General features: G+C 59.6%; 23 protein-coding genes. 10 read left to right on the forward strand and 13 right to left on the reverse strand.

The annotated features are described in order from the left end of the window. Positions 1 to 25: 25 nt before the first annotated feature. The 8 genes from N8H22_RS16270 to N8H22_RS16305 form a co-directional block, all read right to left on the reverse strand. Positions 26 to 238, reverse strand: a complete 213-nt coding sequence (locus N8H22_RS16270) for a hypothetical protein (protein ID WP_264591554.1) — start codon at positions 236 to 238, stop codon at positions 26 to 28. Further along, entirely contained in the window at positions 235 to 444 is a 210-nt protein-coding gene (locus N8H22_RS16275; protein WP_264591555.1) for a hypothetical protein, read from the reverse strand. Before N8H22_RS16275 ends, N8H22_RS16270 begins: the two co-directional genes overlap by 4 nt. 174 nt (positions 445 to 618) lie before the next feature. Beyond that, the gene (locus N8H22_RS16280) at positions 619 to 1,074 is read right to left on the reverse strand and encodes a MarR family transcriptional regulator (RefSeq protein ID WP_058064164.1); all 456 of its coding nucleotides are present in this window, start codon (positions 1,072 to 1,074) and stop codon (positions 619 to 621) included. Between the two features lie 54 nt (positions 1,075 to 1,128). Further along, complete coding sequence (locus tag N8H22_RS16285) at positions 1,129 to 1,368, reverse strand: helix-turn-helix domain-containing protein (protein WP_125885646.1); 240 nt, start codon at positions 1,366 to 1,368, stop codon at positions 1,129 to 1,131. An 86-nt stretch (positions 1,369 to 1,454) separates the two neighbouring features. Then, complete coding sequence (locus N8H22_RS16290; protein WP_045632001.1) at positions 1,455 to 1,700, reverse strand: hypothetical protein; 246 nt, start codon at positions 1,698 to 1,700, stop codon at positions 1,455 to 1,457. Then, positions 1,697 to 1,936: a hypothetical protein gene (locus tag N8H22_RS16295; RefSeq protein ID WP_264591556.1), complete on the reverse strand. Its 240-nt coding sequence runs from the start codon at positions 1,934 to 1,936 to the stop codon at positions 1,697 to 1,699. The genes N8H22_RS16290 and N8H22_RS16295 overlap by 4 nt, the downstream gene beginning before the upstream one ends. Then, on the reverse strand, positions 1,933 to 2,088 hold the full coding sequence (locus N8H22_RS16300; RefSeq protein WP_264591557.1) for a hypothetical protein: 156 nt from the start codon (positions 2,086 to 2,088) through the stop codon (positions 1,933 to 1,935). Before N8H22_RS16300 ends, N8H22_RS16295 begins: the two co-directional genes overlap by 4 nt. Beyond that, entirely contained in the window at positions 2,085 to 2,285 is a 201-nt protein-coding gene (locus N8H22_RS16305) for a helix-turn-helix domain-containing protein (protein WP_058064166.1), read from the reverse strand. The genes N8H22_RS16300 and N8H22_RS16305 overlap by 4 nt, the downstream gene beginning before the upstream one ends. A gap of 152 nt (positions 2,286 to 2,437) precedes the next feature. Here N8H22_RS16305 and N8H22_RS16310 point away from each other — a divergent pair, with 152 nt between their 5' ends. Then, a complete protein-coding gene (locus tag N8H22_RS16310; RefSeq protein WP_264591558.1) occupies positions 2,438 to 2,947 on the forward strand; it encodes a hypothetical protein in 510 nt (169 codons plus the stop codon). Here N8H22_RS16310 and N8H22_RS16315 read toward each other — a convergent pair. From N8H22_RS16315 to flgA, 5 genes are all read right to left on the reverse strand, one after another. Next, positions 2,944 to 4,158, reverse strand: a complete 1,215-nt coding sequence (locus tag N8H22_RS16315) for a site-specific integrase (protein WP_264591559.1) — start codon at positions 4,156 to 4,158, stop codon at positions 2,944 to 2,946. The two genes, N8H22_RS16310 and N8H22_RS16315, sit on opposite strands and share 4 nt — an antisense overlap. Positions 4,159 to 4,535: 377 nt before the next feature. Then, positions 4,536 to 5,285: a flagellar brake protein gene (locus tag N8H22_RS16320; RefSeq protein WP_264591795.1), complete on the reverse strand. Its 750-nt coding sequence runs from the start codon at positions 5,283 to 5,285 to the stop codon at positions 4,536 to 4,538. Between the two features lie 73 nt (positions 5,286 to 5,358). Further along, on the reverse strand, positions 5,359 to 5,832 hold the full coding sequence (locus N8H22_RS16325; protein WP_264591560.1) for a flagellar protein FlgN: 474 nt from the start codon (positions 5,830 to 5,832) through the stop codon (positions 5,359 to 5,361). Between the two features lie 30 nt (positions 5,833 to 5,862). Beyond that, on the reverse strand, positions 5,863 to 6,189 hold the full coding sequence (gene flgM / locus N8H22_RS16330; RefSeq protein ID WP_264591561.1) for a flagellar biosynthesis anti-sigma factor FlgM: 327 nt from the start codon (positions 6,187 to 6,189) through the stop codon (positions 5,863 to 5,865). A gap of 120 nt (positions 6,190 to 6,309) precedes the next feature. Then, positions 6,310 to 7,071: a flagellar basal body P-ring formation chaperone FlgA gene (flgA, locus tag N8H22_RS16335; RefSeq protein WP_264591562.1), complete on the reverse strand. Its 762-nt coding sequence runs from the start codon at positions 7,069 to 7,071 to the stop codon at positions 6,310 to 6,312. 80 nt (positions 7,072 to 7,151) lie between these two features. On the opposite strand from flgA, the gene N8H22_RS16340 reads away from it, so the two are divergent. From N8H22_RS16340 to flgH, 9 genes are all read left to right on the forward strand, one after another. After that, the gene (locus N8H22_RS16340) at positions 7,152 to 8,084 is read left to right on the forward strand and encodes a chemotaxis protein CheV (RefSeq protein ID WP_264591563.1); all 933 of its coding nucleotides are present in this window, start codon (positions 7,152 to 7,154) and stop codon (positions 8,082 to 8,084) included. 36 nt (positions 8,085 to 8,120) lie between these two features. After that, on the forward strand, positions 8,121 to 8,945 hold the full coding sequence (gene cheR / locus N8H22_RS16345; RefSeq protein WP_264591564.1) for a protein-glutamate O-methyltransferase CheR: 825 nt from the start codon (positions 8,121 to 8,123) through the stop codon (positions 8,943 to 8,945). A gap of 229 nt (positions 8,946 to 9,174) precedes the next feature. After that, positions 9,175 to 9,579 (forward strand): flagellar basal body rod protein FlgB, encoded by a 405-nt coding sequence (flgB, locus tag N8H22_RS16350; protein ID WP_264591565.1) that lies wholly within the window; start codon positions 9,175 to 9,177, stop codon positions 9,577 to 9,579. Between the two features lie 11 nt (positions 9,580 to 9,590). Further along, entirely contained in the window at positions 9,591 to 10,034 is a 444-nt protein-coding gene (gene flgC, locus N8H22_RS16355) for a flagellar basal body rod protein FlgC (RefSeq protein ID WP_264591566.1), read from the forward strand. Positions 10,035 to 10,046: 12 nt separating this feature from the next. Beyond that, a complete protein-coding gene (gene flgD / locus N8H22_RS16360; protein WP_264591567.1) occupies positions 10,047 to 10,730 on the forward strand; it encodes a flagellar hook assembly protein FlgD in 684 nt (227 codons plus the stop codon). Positions 10,731 to 10,760: 30 nt separating this feature from the next. Beyond that, positions 10,761 to 12,200: a flagellar hook protein FlgE gene (locus N8H22_RS16365; protein ID WP_264591568.1), complete on the forward strand. Its 1,440-nt coding sequence runs from the start codon at positions 10,761 to 10,763 to the stop codon at positions 12,198 to 12,200. Positions 12,201 to 12,397: 197 nt separating this feature from the next. Next, positions 12,398 to 13,138, forward strand: a complete 741-nt coding sequence (gene flgF, locus N8H22_RS16370) for a flagellar basal-body rod protein FlgF (protein ID WP_264591569.1) — start codon at positions 12,398 to 12,400, stop codon at positions 13,136 to 13,138. Between the two features lie 45 nt (positions 13,139 to 13,183). Next, complete coding sequence (gene flgG, locus N8H22_RS16375; RefSeq protein ID WP_264591570.1) at positions 13,184 to 13,969, forward strand: flagellar basal-body rod protein FlgG; 786 nt, start codon at positions 13,184 to 13,186, stop codon at positions 13,967 to 13,969. 84 nt (positions 13,970 to 14,053) lie between these two features. Continuing rightward, a complete protein-coding gene (gene flgH / locus N8H22_RS16380) occupies positions 14,054 to 14,749 on the forward strand; it encodes a flagellar basal body L-ring protein FlgH (protein ID WP_264591571.1) in 696 nt (231 codons plus the stop codon). Positions 14,750 to 14,751: the final 2 nt, after the last annotated feature.

Genomic DNA, 14,751 nt, shown 5'->3' on the forward strand with positions numbered 1-14,751 from the left:
CCGCTCGGTGGCGGGGTCTGGTGGGTCAGTGGAAGCGCCTGGTGTCGAGTATCGCCAGATCCTCGTCGCTGAGCACGCCGGCAGCGAACAGGCCTTGCAGGAATCCCGACAGCATCTTGGTATCCAGCTCGCCCCGGTCGGCGTCGGCCTGGTACATCTCCAACGCGGCGACCGCTCCGTCACAGTGGATGACCATTGGCGCGATCTTGGCGAACAGTGAGAGCTCTCCCGGCTTCATGGTTCGTAGCGCTCCAGCAGCTTGCCCAAGCGCTTGGCGATCCCGTCCAGGGCAATGGCCCCGCTTGGAGCGATCTCGCCATCACGAAGCTGGCAGAGGTCGGAGAAGATGCCGAGCAGCATCGCCTGGCCGAATGCGTCGATGTGCGCCCCTTGGTCGTCGGCCACGATTCCGCGGTCAGGGTCGATATGAACGATGTTGGTCATGCGTGACGCTCCTCGTTTGTAGCCACTTGCTGCCCTGAATATCAGTAGATACCTGGCAGAATCTAAAAGGGTGTTCACTTTCTGAACACGTAGAACAGCGATTACGGTTCGGTTTCTGGACACGTAGGCGATAACGCCAAACCGAACCGGATAAACCCGAACGAACAGAATTCGCTACGTGTTCACTATCTGAACCGGTACGTGTTCATTTTCTGAACAGGAAGAAATCGAATTGAGCAGTGTCGGCAAAGGGCGCAGCGGTGCTCTAGTCGGGCCTACCTCAAGGTCTTTGCCGGGGCACTCGTTTACCGGAAGCCAGGACAGTGCGTAGAGCGCGCAGCGGGCGCCGTGCTTGTTGAACAGACTGCTACGAGTCTGAGTGATCCAGCCTGCCGACTCGAGATCGCTGAGCGCCTTCTGTAGCGTCGACGGTGAGCCGATCCCCCATTCCCTAGCCATCGTGCGCGTGGCTGACAGATCGCCGTTGTTGCCCCCGTTGTACTGAGACATCAGCTCTTGCAGCACCACGCGGGCAACGAAGCTCAATGCTCGATGCCCGGGCGATTGAACAAGGCGCCGCTCCAGCCGGAAGAAAGGTGGCCCCGATTTGGGCTTTGATTTGCCTGCCATATCGAACTCGCGCAATGGCTGGCAGGGCAGGGCGCCCCGCCAGCGTTATGGCCGCTAGGCCGCTGCTTCCTGCATCAGGACGTATTGCCCCACACGGTGCGGCGGTCTGCCCGGCTCGGTGGCCTGATAGGCCCATTGCGTGCGGATATCAAAGCCACGCCGACGCAGACGGCGAACCGTTGACGGCGGGTGGACGATATCCAGGTCGTTGGCGGCCTCGATGGTCGTCACTGGATGAATCCTCAGTGCTTCCAACAGTCGGCGGTCTTGCTCGGTTGCGGAGTGTGATGGCATAGTTCAGTCCTCACTTGGTGCAGTCCAATGTGTTTGCCCTTGGCGGTGTTGCAGCACCGCTTCGGGTTTCCGCTCTGCTTCCTTTCTCATGTCCATTCGTCCCTGTCCGGGGCGGCGTAGCCCCATGCTTCGTTGGCGGCCGCGTAGATCATCGAGCCCAGGGCGGCCACCGCATACGCGAGGCTGCTCCGGTCGTCGTCGCTTAGGTGATGCTCCGATTCGTCGGCGCCCAATAGCCGGCCGATGCCTTCCAGCCCTTTGCCGGCGTTCGTCAGCACCGCGGTGTTGCGCTGGATCATCTCGAACGCCTCGCGATCAGTGATGCGGCTCATTGCAGCCCCTCCACGCGCTTGATGCGCTCGGCTTCGGTGTCCATGTAGTTGTTCAGATCGTCGGCCAGGTACTGCGCAAGGTTGGCGAGGTCCAGCGCATCGCGGCCGTTCTTGTGCTTGCAGTTGAGCTGGATCGCTCGTGCTATCGAGCCAAGCCATTTGCCGTGCTCGCGCGCATAGGTCGCCAGGTCATAGGCGTCGAGTGCGTCCACCTTTTCGATTACTGCTGTATTCACTTCGCTAGCTCCAGTCGAGAGGCGCCAAGGTGGCGCAGGTATTCGAGGTCAATCAGTCGGGTGTTGGTTGGCAGTGCCAGCCACCCAATGACTTTGCCGCTGCGGTCGATTAGATGGAAGGCCCGTTCCAGGGCCTCAAAACGGGCGTTCACCGAGCGTTCTCCTTTGCCATACGGTTCAGCCAGGCGCGCAGTTCCTCGACGAGGATCAGGCGGCGCTTGCCAGCCTTGAACGACACGAGGTCGCCGCGGGCAATGGCTTCGTAAACAGCGGAACGGGTGGTGCCGGATGCGCGCGCAGCCTCTTCAGGGCCGACGGCGAGGGGTTGCAGCGTTGCGAGTTGGGTCATGGTCTTCTCCATCTGGCTTACAAAAGGAGCCAGTGGACAAATCCTAAATCTGGACGTGCTGCACGTCAACTGCATTACATAAACTCAACAGGACGCATAGACACCAATTCGACTGGCGACTAGTATCCGTTCGCATCAAGAGGAGAGGACTGATGGCAAAGAACAAGCCGAATCAAGGTTCACGGAAGACCGAGACTCTAACGCTGCGTCTTGATCCGAAGATCAAGTACACGATCGAGCTGATGTCCCGCGTACGACGGCAGTCGATTACGAGCGTGATCGAAGCGGCAGTCGAATCGGTAGCGTTCGACCTTGATACGCCGGTAGTGATCGACGGGAAGAGGGAGACGTGGCCGTTAGCTAACGCTGTGTCGGAGTTTTGGACGACCGATGAAGTGGCGCGATTTCTTGGCTTGTGCGCATTTATGCCAGAGCTGCTGACTTACGAAGAGCAGCGGATTTGGGAAACTATCAAGGCAACCCCGGAATTCTGGGACGAAAACATTGAGAGCTACATGGCTCCGTATCATCTCCCTGGGCTCGGCTACATCGACAAGTTCAAGGTGGGCAACTATTTCATGTCTCTTACGCTTCATGTCGAAGAGCACAAGGATAGTAGGACGATCGTGCCGTTTGATTTCGTGCGGCGGGTGCCGGGTTAGCCCAATAGCTCGACCGCAGCAGCCTTACTGTCCGGCGCAAGGTGAGCATAGCGCAGCGTCATCTTGATATCCGCGTGCCCCAGCAGATCGCGCACCGTATTCAGCGGTACGCCAGCCATCACCAGCCGCGACGCGAAGTCGTGGCGCATATCGTGCCAGCGGAAGCCGACGATGCCGGCATTCTTAAGCAGCTCAAGCCAGGCGGTTTTCACGTCCGTCATGGGTTTATCGTCTTCACCCGGGAAGATGTAGCCGGTACCGCTCGCCTGGTCGTACCATCCTTGCAGCGTGGCCAGCGCTTCGGCGTTCAACGGTATGTGCCGTGTCTCGCTGGTCTTGGCGCCTTCGCCGGCAATGGTCAGCGTCTTGGCTTGCAGTTTCGCGTCCTGCCATCGCAGGTTGAACAGCTCGCCGCGCCTCATTCCGGTATTGAGCGATAGCAGAACCATCGGCTTCAGGTGATCGGCGAAGGCGATGGCGCGAAGGTCTGGCAAAGCCTCTCTGCCGCGTTTTGAGCGCCATTCGTTTGCGCTATCACGCTCTGCCCTGATTCGCTCCTCGCGTGCGTCCAGCGCGTCCCTAAGGGCCTTGGCTTCGTCCTTCGATAGGTAGCGAATGCGGCCGATCGTATCGACCTTGAGTTGTTTGACCTTCTCCAGGGGCGAGGCTGGCAGGTAGGCCCATTCCACAGCGCGGCTGAATACCCCGCTGATGCTGCCCATCTTGCGGTTAGCGGTGGCGGGCTTGTTGCCACCGTTGAGCCAAGCGGTTCGGATCTGCTCCAGATCGCGGCCGGTTATCTCATCGAGGCGGCGGTGCATGATTGGCTCGAAGCTAGTGTCGAGCGTGTGCAGCGTCTTCTCGTGGCCTTTGTGGTGGGCCTTGAACCACGGTATATAGTGGTCATCGATGAAGCTGCGCAGGGTAGGGGTGCCAGCACCGCGGCGGCCTTGGGTAACCGCAAGCGGCTCGCCGTGCTTGCGGGCCTCATTGAGGTACTGCAGCGCCTCTTCGCGGGCCTGCTCAAGCGTCAGGATGCCGACACGGCCGAGCGCCTTCTTGCGACCGCGTGCCCAGGTCACAACGTAGGACTTTGCACCGGCCGCCGTCACGCGCACAAACAGGCCGGGCACGGTGGTATCGTGGACTTCGTATTCCTTGCCGGTGACTTCTAGGCTGTTCAGTCGACGCGCCGTCAGCTTCTCTCGCACGGTGTCCCCATGGGTGCAGTGTGGGTGCAAAAGTGACTATACGGAGCTGATTTACCGGATGCAACTGGACGCTAAGTGCTTGATTTACAAGGTAAGCGCTTGATTTGTAAGGGGCTTATTTGCCCCTCCTAAGGGGAAGGTTGTGAGTTCGAACCTCGCCTGGGACGCCAGTATGTCATCGCTGCAGCTCATTTCCCCCGAGCTTCCGACGCTACGCTCTACACCAGTCAGTTGGCTTTTGCGCCTGTTCTGCGGGTGATCGTGCTGATCCCACGCCAGTTTGTAGAGGCTTAACTGGGATGGTGCGCAAGGGGGATAAATGCGGGCGGCACTCTTGAGTGCCGATAGGCTGAAACCTGAGGCGGCATTGTTTCAGGTTAGCTGAAAGGGCCTTCGGTCTGGCCGCGTCGCGCCTCCCGCTGCAGTTGATAGACGAATCGCTCGATCTGGCGCTGCGAAAGGCCGCTTATCCGATAGAAACTCATGCCGCAGTAGGATAGGTCGAGTTTTTCGTCATAGACAACGTGTCGTAACTCCACCGCGGTTTGCACGGTACCGATCGGCAGGCGGAGGGAAAGTTGATCGTATACCTGGCCTGGTTGTAGGCGGCTCTGCTGGTCTCCCTTGAAGCTCAACTTGCAGCCTGTGGCGGATAGGTCGAGCAGCTTGCCTTCAAGGCAGCCTCGCAGTGCGGTACCGCTCAGGATGGCGATGGATGGCGAGCCCTGCAGTTGCGCTCGGTAGGCATTGCGCCGCTGGTGATAAGTGAGTTCGCTGGGAATCGGAATCCAATAGCAGCGGGCGCCGTCCATCTCGCTTGGATGGGCTGGTGTCGAGCTGTGCCAGGCAATCTTTACCCCTTCGTAAAAGGCTTCGGCAAGAAATGCCTCGCCTTGAAGCATCAGGCGCTCGCCGTCGTTGGGGATCAATTCATCCAGTGCGAGCCAGCCTTTTTCGCGGTTGATCTCGATCAGAAAGCTTTGATAGCGCTGATTGCGCTCGCTGAAGCGGATGATCACCGGTACGTGATTATCGAAGAGCGGTTTCAGATTTGCGTAGATCTCAAGCGGAGCTGTCAGCACTTTCGGGGGTTGTGGGCCAGCTTCGTCGATGAAAAGGTTTGACACGTTCGGGAGCTCTCCAGCGCAACAGCAGCGTCGCGAGCAAGCGAGATGCTCGTACGTCCGTGTGGGATGCGTATCAGGCCTGGCTGAGGGGCCTCTGTTGACTGATTTTGGCGGTGCCGCCGCGGTTGTCATACAGGCCGGGCGTCGTGCTGTTGGTGCCCTGCAGAATGTCCAGCGTGCTACCGATCGCCGCACGATTTGCACGGATCAATCGACCGTTGCGTTCGTTGCTGTCGCGGCAATTGTTCAGGGTGCTTTCGAGGGTTTCGGCCTGCTCGATGAGCTCCTTGCCAAGCGGCGATGAAGCGGCAAAAGCTTCCAGGCCTGCCCGATCTGAACTCAGGCCAAGTTCGCTCAGCCATTGGCTACGCTCGGTGCCGTGTTGGCCAAGCAGCGCAAGTAGAGGTTGCTTCTGCGTCAGGATGCTTTCGAGTTTCGCAAGATCGCGTTCGCTCAGTGCCTGAAACTCTTGCTCAGTAAGCTCAAGAAGTCGGCGGGCGATGCCGATATCGCCAATGAGTTGCTGGAGCAGTGTTTTGTCTTGCATATCTGGCTCTGAGGTCGCTGTGAATCGCCTTTAGCGCTGTGATTCGAAAGCTAGCAGCTTCGAGGCAACACGTTGGCTATCCACCTGGTAGCTGCCATCGGCGATGGCTTGCTTGAGCTTGGCCACTCGCTCCTGATCGACGGTGGGTTGATCGTTCAGCTTGTCTACCGCTTGCTGTAGGCGCTGGGCCTCCGGGCTGAGCTGTACCGATTCACCGGCTGTCGCCGATGCGCTGTTGGCATTGCGCGCCGCATCGCTGGAAGCAGGCTGGGAAGCGGGGCGCTCGTTGCTCTGGACACCACTGCGTGCAGTGGTCGTTCCAAGAGTGCTATTGGGCCGATTGAAGTCGATGACCATGGTGCAAACCTCGAAGGAATCAGGACGCTTGCCCGGTTTTCGGCAATGGTCGCGAGAACTTTAGCTTTTTTATGCGACGCCGTCATCGCAGAGTATCGCCGGCATGTGCGCAATGCTGCGCTACATGGCCACCTCAACCTGGCCGGGGCCGGTCACGCGTGCTTTGACGATGCGGCCGGAGCGTTGGTTCTTGACGCGGATCTGCGTACCTGGCGCGCCGTCAGACATAGCTTCGCCGGGCATTCGCACGTTGATGCCGCCGCTTCGCGCGGTGATGACGACCTGGTCTCCTTTGCGCACGACTTCGGCGAGTTGCAGGACGTTTGGTGTGAGCGCCTGGTCGGCTTGAACCGGCCGCGTCAGCTTGTTGCCCAATACCTGTTCGATCGAGGTCAGGTATCCCTGCGGAAGCAGCGAAACATCGCGCTCGGCCAGTGAGACGTCGGCAGCGGAGAGTGTGCTTTCGCGTTTGAGTGGGCGAATGGCTGTGACGACTTGCCGGTACAGGCGGACCTGGGCGGGAACGAAAACGGACCAGGGCGAACTGCCTTCGCAGCTGACGCGAACGGTTACGCGGCCGATCGGCTGGGCCGGGCTTTCGAGTCTCGTGGATAACGGCTGGTCGCAGCTCGTCAGGCGCAAGCGGGGATCAAGGCGGTTTACCTCGATTTCGTGACGGCCTTCGATGTCGCTGCGTCGCAAGTAGTCAGTGACCGCTTGCTCAAGAAACTGCTGTGTCTCGTCGATAAGCTGTTCAGGGTGTGACGTGGTTGCCGGTGCTGCCGCGAGCGAGTTCGTGCCGAGCAATGTTAGGCAGGCCACAGCGACAAGACAGGGCCGAAACCGGTCTATGCGTCGGAATACAGTCGGTTGAGCGTTCATGGCTCAATCAAAGCAAGTGGCGTGCCTGATGCGCCCGCACAGTTTCAGCAGTGCAACTTGCACAGCGAGAGGATTAAGGCATGGCCGGTGTATTGGATTCGGTTAACCAGCGTACGCAGCTGGTGGGGCAGAACCGACTGGAGTTGCTGCTTTTTCGCCTTGATGGCTCTCAGTTGTATGGCATCAATGTGTTCAAGGTGAAGGAAGTGCTGCAGTGTCCGCGTCTCACGCTGATGCCCAAGTCGGGGCCGGTCGTCAGGGGGGTCGCCAATATCCGTGGCACGACGTTGCCGATCCTGGATCTGGCTCTGGCGATTGGCAAACCTGCGCTTGCTGATCTGCAGAACAGCTTCACCATCATCACCGAATACAACACCCAGACCCTTGGTTTTCTGGTGCGTTCGGTCGAGCGCATCGTGAACATGAACTGGGAGGAGATCCTACCGCCGCCCAAGGGGGCAGGGCTCGATCATTACCTCACGGCAGTTACGCATTTCGAGAACCAGCTTGTTGAAATCATCGATGTGGAAAAGGTGCTCGCCGAGGCTGCGCCGGTTTCAGAGGTCGCATCTGTCGAAATTCTGGATGCGGACGTTCAGATCAAGGCCTTGTCATGTCGTGTTCTCATCGTCGATGACTCTTCCGTCGCGCGCAGGCAGATCATCCGCTGCCTGCAGAATCTCGGGGTGGAAGTGGTCGCGCTGAACGATGGTCGCGAGGCGCTGACCTTTCTGAAGCAGATGGCGGATGAGGGGCGGCGGCCGGCTGACGAATTTCTGATGATGATCTCCGATATTGAAATGCCGGAGATGGATGGCTATACCCTCACTACTGAGGTACGTCACGATCCTCGCATGCAGGATATGCATATTCTTCTGCATACCTCGCTGTCGGGGGTATTCAACCAGAACATGGTGAAACGGGTGGGCGCGGACGACTTCCTTGCCAAGTTCCAGCCCGACGATCTGGCCACTCGCGTGGCGGAGCGGATCAGACACGCGGACCGAAACTGAGGCTATGACCTCTCATTACCATGGCGGGAGTAATTAGTGTCAGGCGATCAGGATTTCGAGCAGTTCCGGATATTCCTTGAGAAAGCGTGCGGCATTTTGCTGGGCAGCAACAAGCAGTACCTGGTTTCCAGTCGACTGAACAAGCTGATGGAACAGCAGGGCATCAAGTCGCTCGGTGAGCTGGTTCGCAAGATCCAGGCGATGCCGAGGTCTGGGCTGCGTGAGCAGGTCGTTGACGCCATGACGACCAACGAAACGCTGTGGTTTCGTGATACCTACCCATTCGAGGTGCTCAAGACCCGCGTGCTGCCGGAGTTGCTCAAGGCTGGTGCAGGTCAGCGCCTGCGCATATGGTCAGCAGCCTGCTCCTCGGGGCAGGAGCCGTATTCGATTTCGATGAGTATCGACGAGTTTGAGCGAGCCAGCCCGAGTCAGCCCAGGTTGGGCGTGCAGATCGTCGCCACAGAGCTGTCCGGGGCCATGCTTGCGGCCAGCAAGGCGGCCGAATACGACAGCTTGGCGATCGCCCGCGGGTTGTCCAGTGAGCGCTTGCAGCGCTATTTCGACGTCAAGGCTCCCGGGCGATGGGCGGTTAAGCCCGCAGTTCGGACGCGCGTTGAGTTCAGGGTGCAGAACCTGCTCGACAGCTATGCCGCATTGGGCAAGTTCGACATCGTGTTTTGCCGAAACGTGCTGATCTATTTCTCCGCTGATGTGAAGAAGGACATCCTTCGACGCATTCATGCCACGCTCAAGCCGGGCGGCTATCTGTTTCTCGGTGCATCGGAAGCGCTCAATGGGCTGCCGGAGCTCTACCAGATGGTTCAGTGCAGCCCGGGCATCATCTACAAGGCCAAGTGATCGTCCGAGCGGCAGGTCATCGACGCTCATGGTGGGCAGACGGATAGCGGCAGAAAACCGTCATACAAGCCGGCGGTGGCGGCAACGAGGCGGTAATGCTTTGCCGCTTTTGACGCGATGGATGCCATTGGATACAGCAAATCCTTTGCAGATTAAGGGTTTACGTAAATGGCATGGCCTTTGCTGAGGTTTGCGCAAGCAGACTTGTATCCGGCAGAGGTCCAGATCCATGAGCATCAGTTTCGACAAAGCACTCGGCATACATGAAAAGGCGCTCGGTTTTCGCGCGCAGCGTGCCGAGGTGCTGGCCAACAACATCGCTAACGCCGATACACCCAATTACAAGGCACGTGATCTGGACTTCAGCAGCGTGCTGGCCGAGCAGACGGCGAAGGGTGAGGGTGGCTTTGCCACCAGGTTGACCAATGACAGGCACATAGCTGTCGAAGGGCTGGAAATTGCCGATCCGTCGTTGCGCTTTCGCACGCCGGCTCACGCCTCGCTCGATCAGAACACCGTCGACCTGCAGATCGAACAATCCAATTACGCGCAGAACGCCGTCGATTTTCAGGCGAGCTTCACGCTGCTTAACAGCAAGTTTCGCGGGCTGATGAGCGCCCTGCGTGGCGAATAAGGAGTCCAGCCATGTCTCTTAGCAGTGTCTTCAATATTGCCGGTAGTGGCATGAGTGCTCAGAGCACTCGGCTGAATACCATTTCCAGCAACATCGCCAACGCCGAGACGGTGTCTTCCAGCGTCGATCAGACCTACCGCGCTCGTCATCCAGTCTTCGCCACCGTGCTGCAGCAGGCCAGTGGCGCGCCGAACGAGTCACTGTTCGCCGATCAGGACCAAGCTGGCGTCGGTGTGCAGGTGCTCGGTGTGGTAGAGGACCAGAGCGAGCTGCAGGCCCGTTACGAGCCCAATCACCCGGCGGCCGACGATAAGGGCTACGTCTACTACCCGAACGTCAACGTGGTGGAGGAAATGGCCGACATGATTTCCGCCAGCCGCGCGTTCCAGACCAACGCCGAGCTGATGAACACGGCCAAGACCATGCTGCAGAAAGTGCTGACGCTGGGTCAGTAAGGGAGCCTTTTGATGAGCACAACAAGCGGCGTTGGCGGTACCGGCTCGATACTGGACCAGTACCAGTTCGGCAAGGACCGTGAGGCCAAAGGCGAAGAGCTCGGCAAGAACGAGTTTCTCGAACTGCTGGTCGCGCAGATGAACAACCAGAATCCGCTGGAGCCGCAGGAGAACGGCGAGTTCATCGGTCAGCTGGCGCAGTTCAGCACTGTCGAGGGCGTCGAGAAACTGAATTCCAGCATGGAGACCATCCTGTCAGGCTACCAGTCGTCGCAAGCGTTGCAGGCATCGTCGCTGGTCGGGCGCAAGGTCATCGTGCCGACCGACAAGGCGGTGGTAGACACCAGCGAAACCTTCAAAGCCAGCCTGGTGCTGCCAACGTCGAGCAGCAACGTGTTCGTCAACATCTACGACAGCACCGGCGCTTCGGTCAGCCGCGTCAACCTCGGGCAGCAGCAGGCCGGCAACGTCTCGTTCATGTGGGACGGTAAGGATGCTAGCGGCAAGACCTTGCCGCCTGGCACCTACAAGTTCGAGGCACAGGCTACTTACGACGGCGAAACCAAGGGGCTGTACACCCTGCTTCCAGCCAACGTGGACAGTGTCACGCTCGGGCAGAACGGCGGGGAGCTGATGCTCAACCTGGCCGGTATCGGCAGCATCGGGCTTTCCCAGGTCCAGGTCATCGGACAATAACCGCCGGCACCCGGCGAAAGGAGCGATTCAATGTCCTTCAATATCGGTCTCAGCGGCCTGCGTGCCGCAAGCAAGGATCTCAACGTCACCGGCAACAACATCGCCAATGCCGGTACGGTCGGCTTCAAGCAGTCGCGCGCGGAGTTTTCTGATGTGTATGCCGCGTCCGTGATGGGCACTGGCAAGAACCCGCAGGGCAGCGGCGTGCTGATGTCCAACATCTCCCAGCAGTTCAACCAGGGCAACATCAACTACACGCAGAACGCACTGGACCTGGCGATCAACGGCAACGGCTTCTTCCAGGTCAGCAACAACGGTGCGGTGAGCTATACCCGCGCTGGTTATTTCGGTACTGATCGCGAGGGCTTCCTGGTCGATAATTTCGGCTACAAGCTGCAGGGCTATCCGGTCGACGGCAATGGCAATCTGCAGAGTGGTGTCGTAGGTGATCTGCAGATCCAGACCACCAATCAGGCACCCAAGGCGACCAGCCAGATCAACACAGCGTTTAACCTGAACTCTACGCAGACGTCGCCGGCGACTTGGCAGGCTGCATTCGACAGTTACATCCAGACCAATGCCGTCGATCCGGCAAATCCGGATGCAGCCGAGCTGGCTGCGGCAGCGAATGCTGCCGCAGCGACCTTCGACCCTACTGATCCAACGACCTACAACAGCTCTACCTCGCTGAACATCTACGACTCTCAAGGTAACGCGCATGTCATGACGCAGTACTTCGTCAAGACCGGCGCAAATACTTGGGATATGAAAGTGCTGATCGATGGGCGTAACCCAGCTGACCCTGCTCAGGAGCCGGCTCAACCCTACGTGATGGGATTGACCTTCGATGCGTCTGGTGCGCTGACCGCAGTCGACAACGGTGGCTCCGCACTGTTCAGCGTCGCGCCTGACCTGAAGGTGACGCTGAATTCGGCAACAGGCATGCCACCGACAGGTGGCTGGATTCCGGCCATCTCCGATGGGGCTACTCCGGCAACTTGGTCGGCCAATGGTGCGGTGGCCAATCCTGGCGGAATTGTTCTGGACTTCTCCAAGTCCTCGCAGTACGCCAGCACCTTCGCTGTCAACAGCGTTGCCCAGGATGGCTACACGACCGGCGAGCTGGCCGGGCTGGAGATCGATGACACCGGCGTGATCTTCGCCCGCTACACCAACGGGCAGTCCAAGGTGCAGGGACAAATCATTCTTGCCAACTTTGCCAACGTGCAGGGCCTGACGCCGGTGGGCAAGACACAGTGGGTGCAGTCTTTCGAGTCCGGCGAGCCGGTCGTAGGCACGCCGATGTCCGGAACGCTGGGTGCGTTGCAGGCCGGCGCCTTGGAAGACTCCAACGTCGAACTGTCGGACCAACTGGTCAACCTGATCGTCGCTCAGCGCAACTATCAGGCGAACGCCAAAACCATCGAAACCGAGAGCGCCATCACGCAGACCATCATCAACCTGCGCTGATCCTGAGCGGCAAGCCCGTTGCCGCCACCGGCAGTATTCCGCCGCTCTCTTGAGAAAAGGCCCGTCAGGGCCTTTTTCTTTTCTAGAAAAACCTTTTATTTCAATTGCTTGCGCTTCCATGTGGGCTGTGGCACGCGCCTTGCTATTTCATCGACAACAGAATCGCAAGTGTCAATCTCGCGTCTCGGAGTTTCCCGATGGACAAGATGCTCTATGTGGCCATGACCGGTGCCAGCCAGAACGCGCGGGCGCAACAGGCCCATGCAAACAACCTGGCGAACATCTCCACGACCGGCTTTCGCCGGGATTTCGAGCAGGCACGTTCGATGCAAGTGTTCGGCGACAGTTTTCCGGCGCGCGTTTATGCGATGTCGGAGCGTCCGGGAACGGATTTCACTGCCGGTGCGTTGCAGGAAACCGGGCGCGACCTGGATGTCGCCGTCGAGGGCGAAGGCTGGATTGCTGTGCAGGCACCGGACGGCGGCGAAGCTTATGTGCGCACCGGCAGCCTGAACATCGATGTGCTGGGCATGCTGCGCACTGCCGATGGCATGCCGGTGATGGGTAATGCCGGGCCGATCGCGATTCCACCGGAGGAGAAGGTCGACATCGGCCAGGACGGCACCATCAGCATTCGCGCCTTGGGCGAAGATCCGAACATTGTCGTCACCGTGGACCGTCTGAAGCTGGTCAACCCTGATCCGCAGCAGCTGGAGAAAGGCACCGATGGCCTGATCCGCATGAAGGATGGCCAGCCGGTCGAGGCCGACGCCAACGTGCGCGTGACGTCGGGCTTCCTCGAGGCGAGCAACGTCAATGCGGTGGCCGAAATGACTTCCATGCTGGCGTTGTCCCGCCAGTTCGAACTGCACGTGAAGATGATGCGCACCGCCGAAGATGATGCGGCTGCCATGGCTCGCGTTCTGCAAATCAGCTAACACCAGCGCGTCGCGCCTGATCGCCGGCGCACGAGGAGAAAGCACATGCTTCCAGCACTTTGGGTCAGTAAAACCGGTTTGTCCGCTCAGGACATGAACCTGACGACCATCTCCAACAACCTGGCCAACGTGTCGACCACCGGTTTCAAGCGCGACCGTGCCGAGTTCCAGGATCTGCTCTATCAGATCCGCCGCCAGCCCGGCGGGCAATCCAGCCAGGACAGCGAATTGCCGTCCGGTCTGCAGCTCGGCACCGGGGTGCGTATCACCGGTACGCAGAAGATCTTCACCGCCGGCAGCCTGCAGACGACCGAGCAGCCGCTGGACATGGCCATCAACGGCCGCGGTTTCTTCCAGGTTCTGCTGCCCGATGGCACGGTTTCCTATACCCGCGACGGTAGCTTCCATCTGAGCTCCGACGGCCAGATCGTCACCTCCAATGGCTACGCGCTGGAGCCGGCGATCGTCGTGCCGCCGGAAACCCAGACCTTCACCGTAGGTGAAGACGGCACCGTCTCGGTCACTACGCTGGGCAATGCGCAGCCGCAGATCATTGGCAACATCCAGACCGCCGACTTCATCAATCCGGCTGGCCTGCAGGCGATGGGCAGCAACCTGTTCCTGGAAACCGCCGCCAGCGGCGCGCCCCAGGTCAGTACGCCGGGGCTGAATGGCCTGGGTACCGTGCTGCAGAACACACTGGAGAATTCCAACGTCAGCGTGGTGGAGGAGCTGGTCAACATGATCACCACCCAGCGCGCCTACGAGATGAACTCCAAGGTCATTTCCACCGCCGATCAGATGCTGTCCTTCGTTACCCAGCAGCTGTAAGCGCGCGTTAGCCGTTGTTTCAGGGCATGGATAGCTCGCTGTGTCCGAAGTCGTATCAATGGCCCCGTCAGGGCTGAGGTGTGTATGAGCCGCTTGTTGATCGTTGTCTCGATATCGTCCGCATTGGCGCTGGCCGGCTGCGTGGCGCCGGCGCCCAAGCCGAACGACCCGTACTACGCGCCGGTGCTGCCGCGTACGCCGCTGCCGGCGGCGCAGAACAACGGTGCGATCTACCAGGCTGGATTCGAGACCAACCTGTACGACGACCGCAAGGCGTATCGGGTTGGTGACATCATCACCATCACCCTCAACGAGCGAACTCAGGCGAGCAAGAATGCCTCGTCCAAGCTGTCCAAGGACAGCAGCGCCAATATCGGCCTAGGCTCGCTGTTCGGCGGAGCGGTGTCCATGGCCAACCCGCTGACCGACAACAAGATGACACTCGGTGCCGAGTACGAAGCCGCCCGGGACACGTCCGGCTCCGGCCAGGCAGGGCAGAGCAACAGCCTGTCCGGCTCGATCACCGTGACGGTGTCCGAGGTCCTGCCCAACGGCATTCTGGCGGTGCGTGGCGAGAAGTGGATGACGCTCAATACCGGCGATGAGCTGGTGCGCATTGCAGGTTTGGTGCGTTCGGACGATATCGCTACGGATAACACGGTGCCGTCGACGCGGATTGCCGACGCGCGAATCACCTATTCGGGCACCGGAGCCTTCGCCGATGCCAGCCAGCCGGGTTGGCTGGATCGTTTCTTCATCAGCCCGTTGTGGCCGTTCTGACC

The sequence above is a fragment of the Stutzerimonas sp. S1 genome, assembly GCF_025966695.1.
Lineage (GTDB): Bacteria > Pseudomonadota > Gammaproteobacteria > Pseudomonadales > Pseudomonadaceae > Stutzerimonas.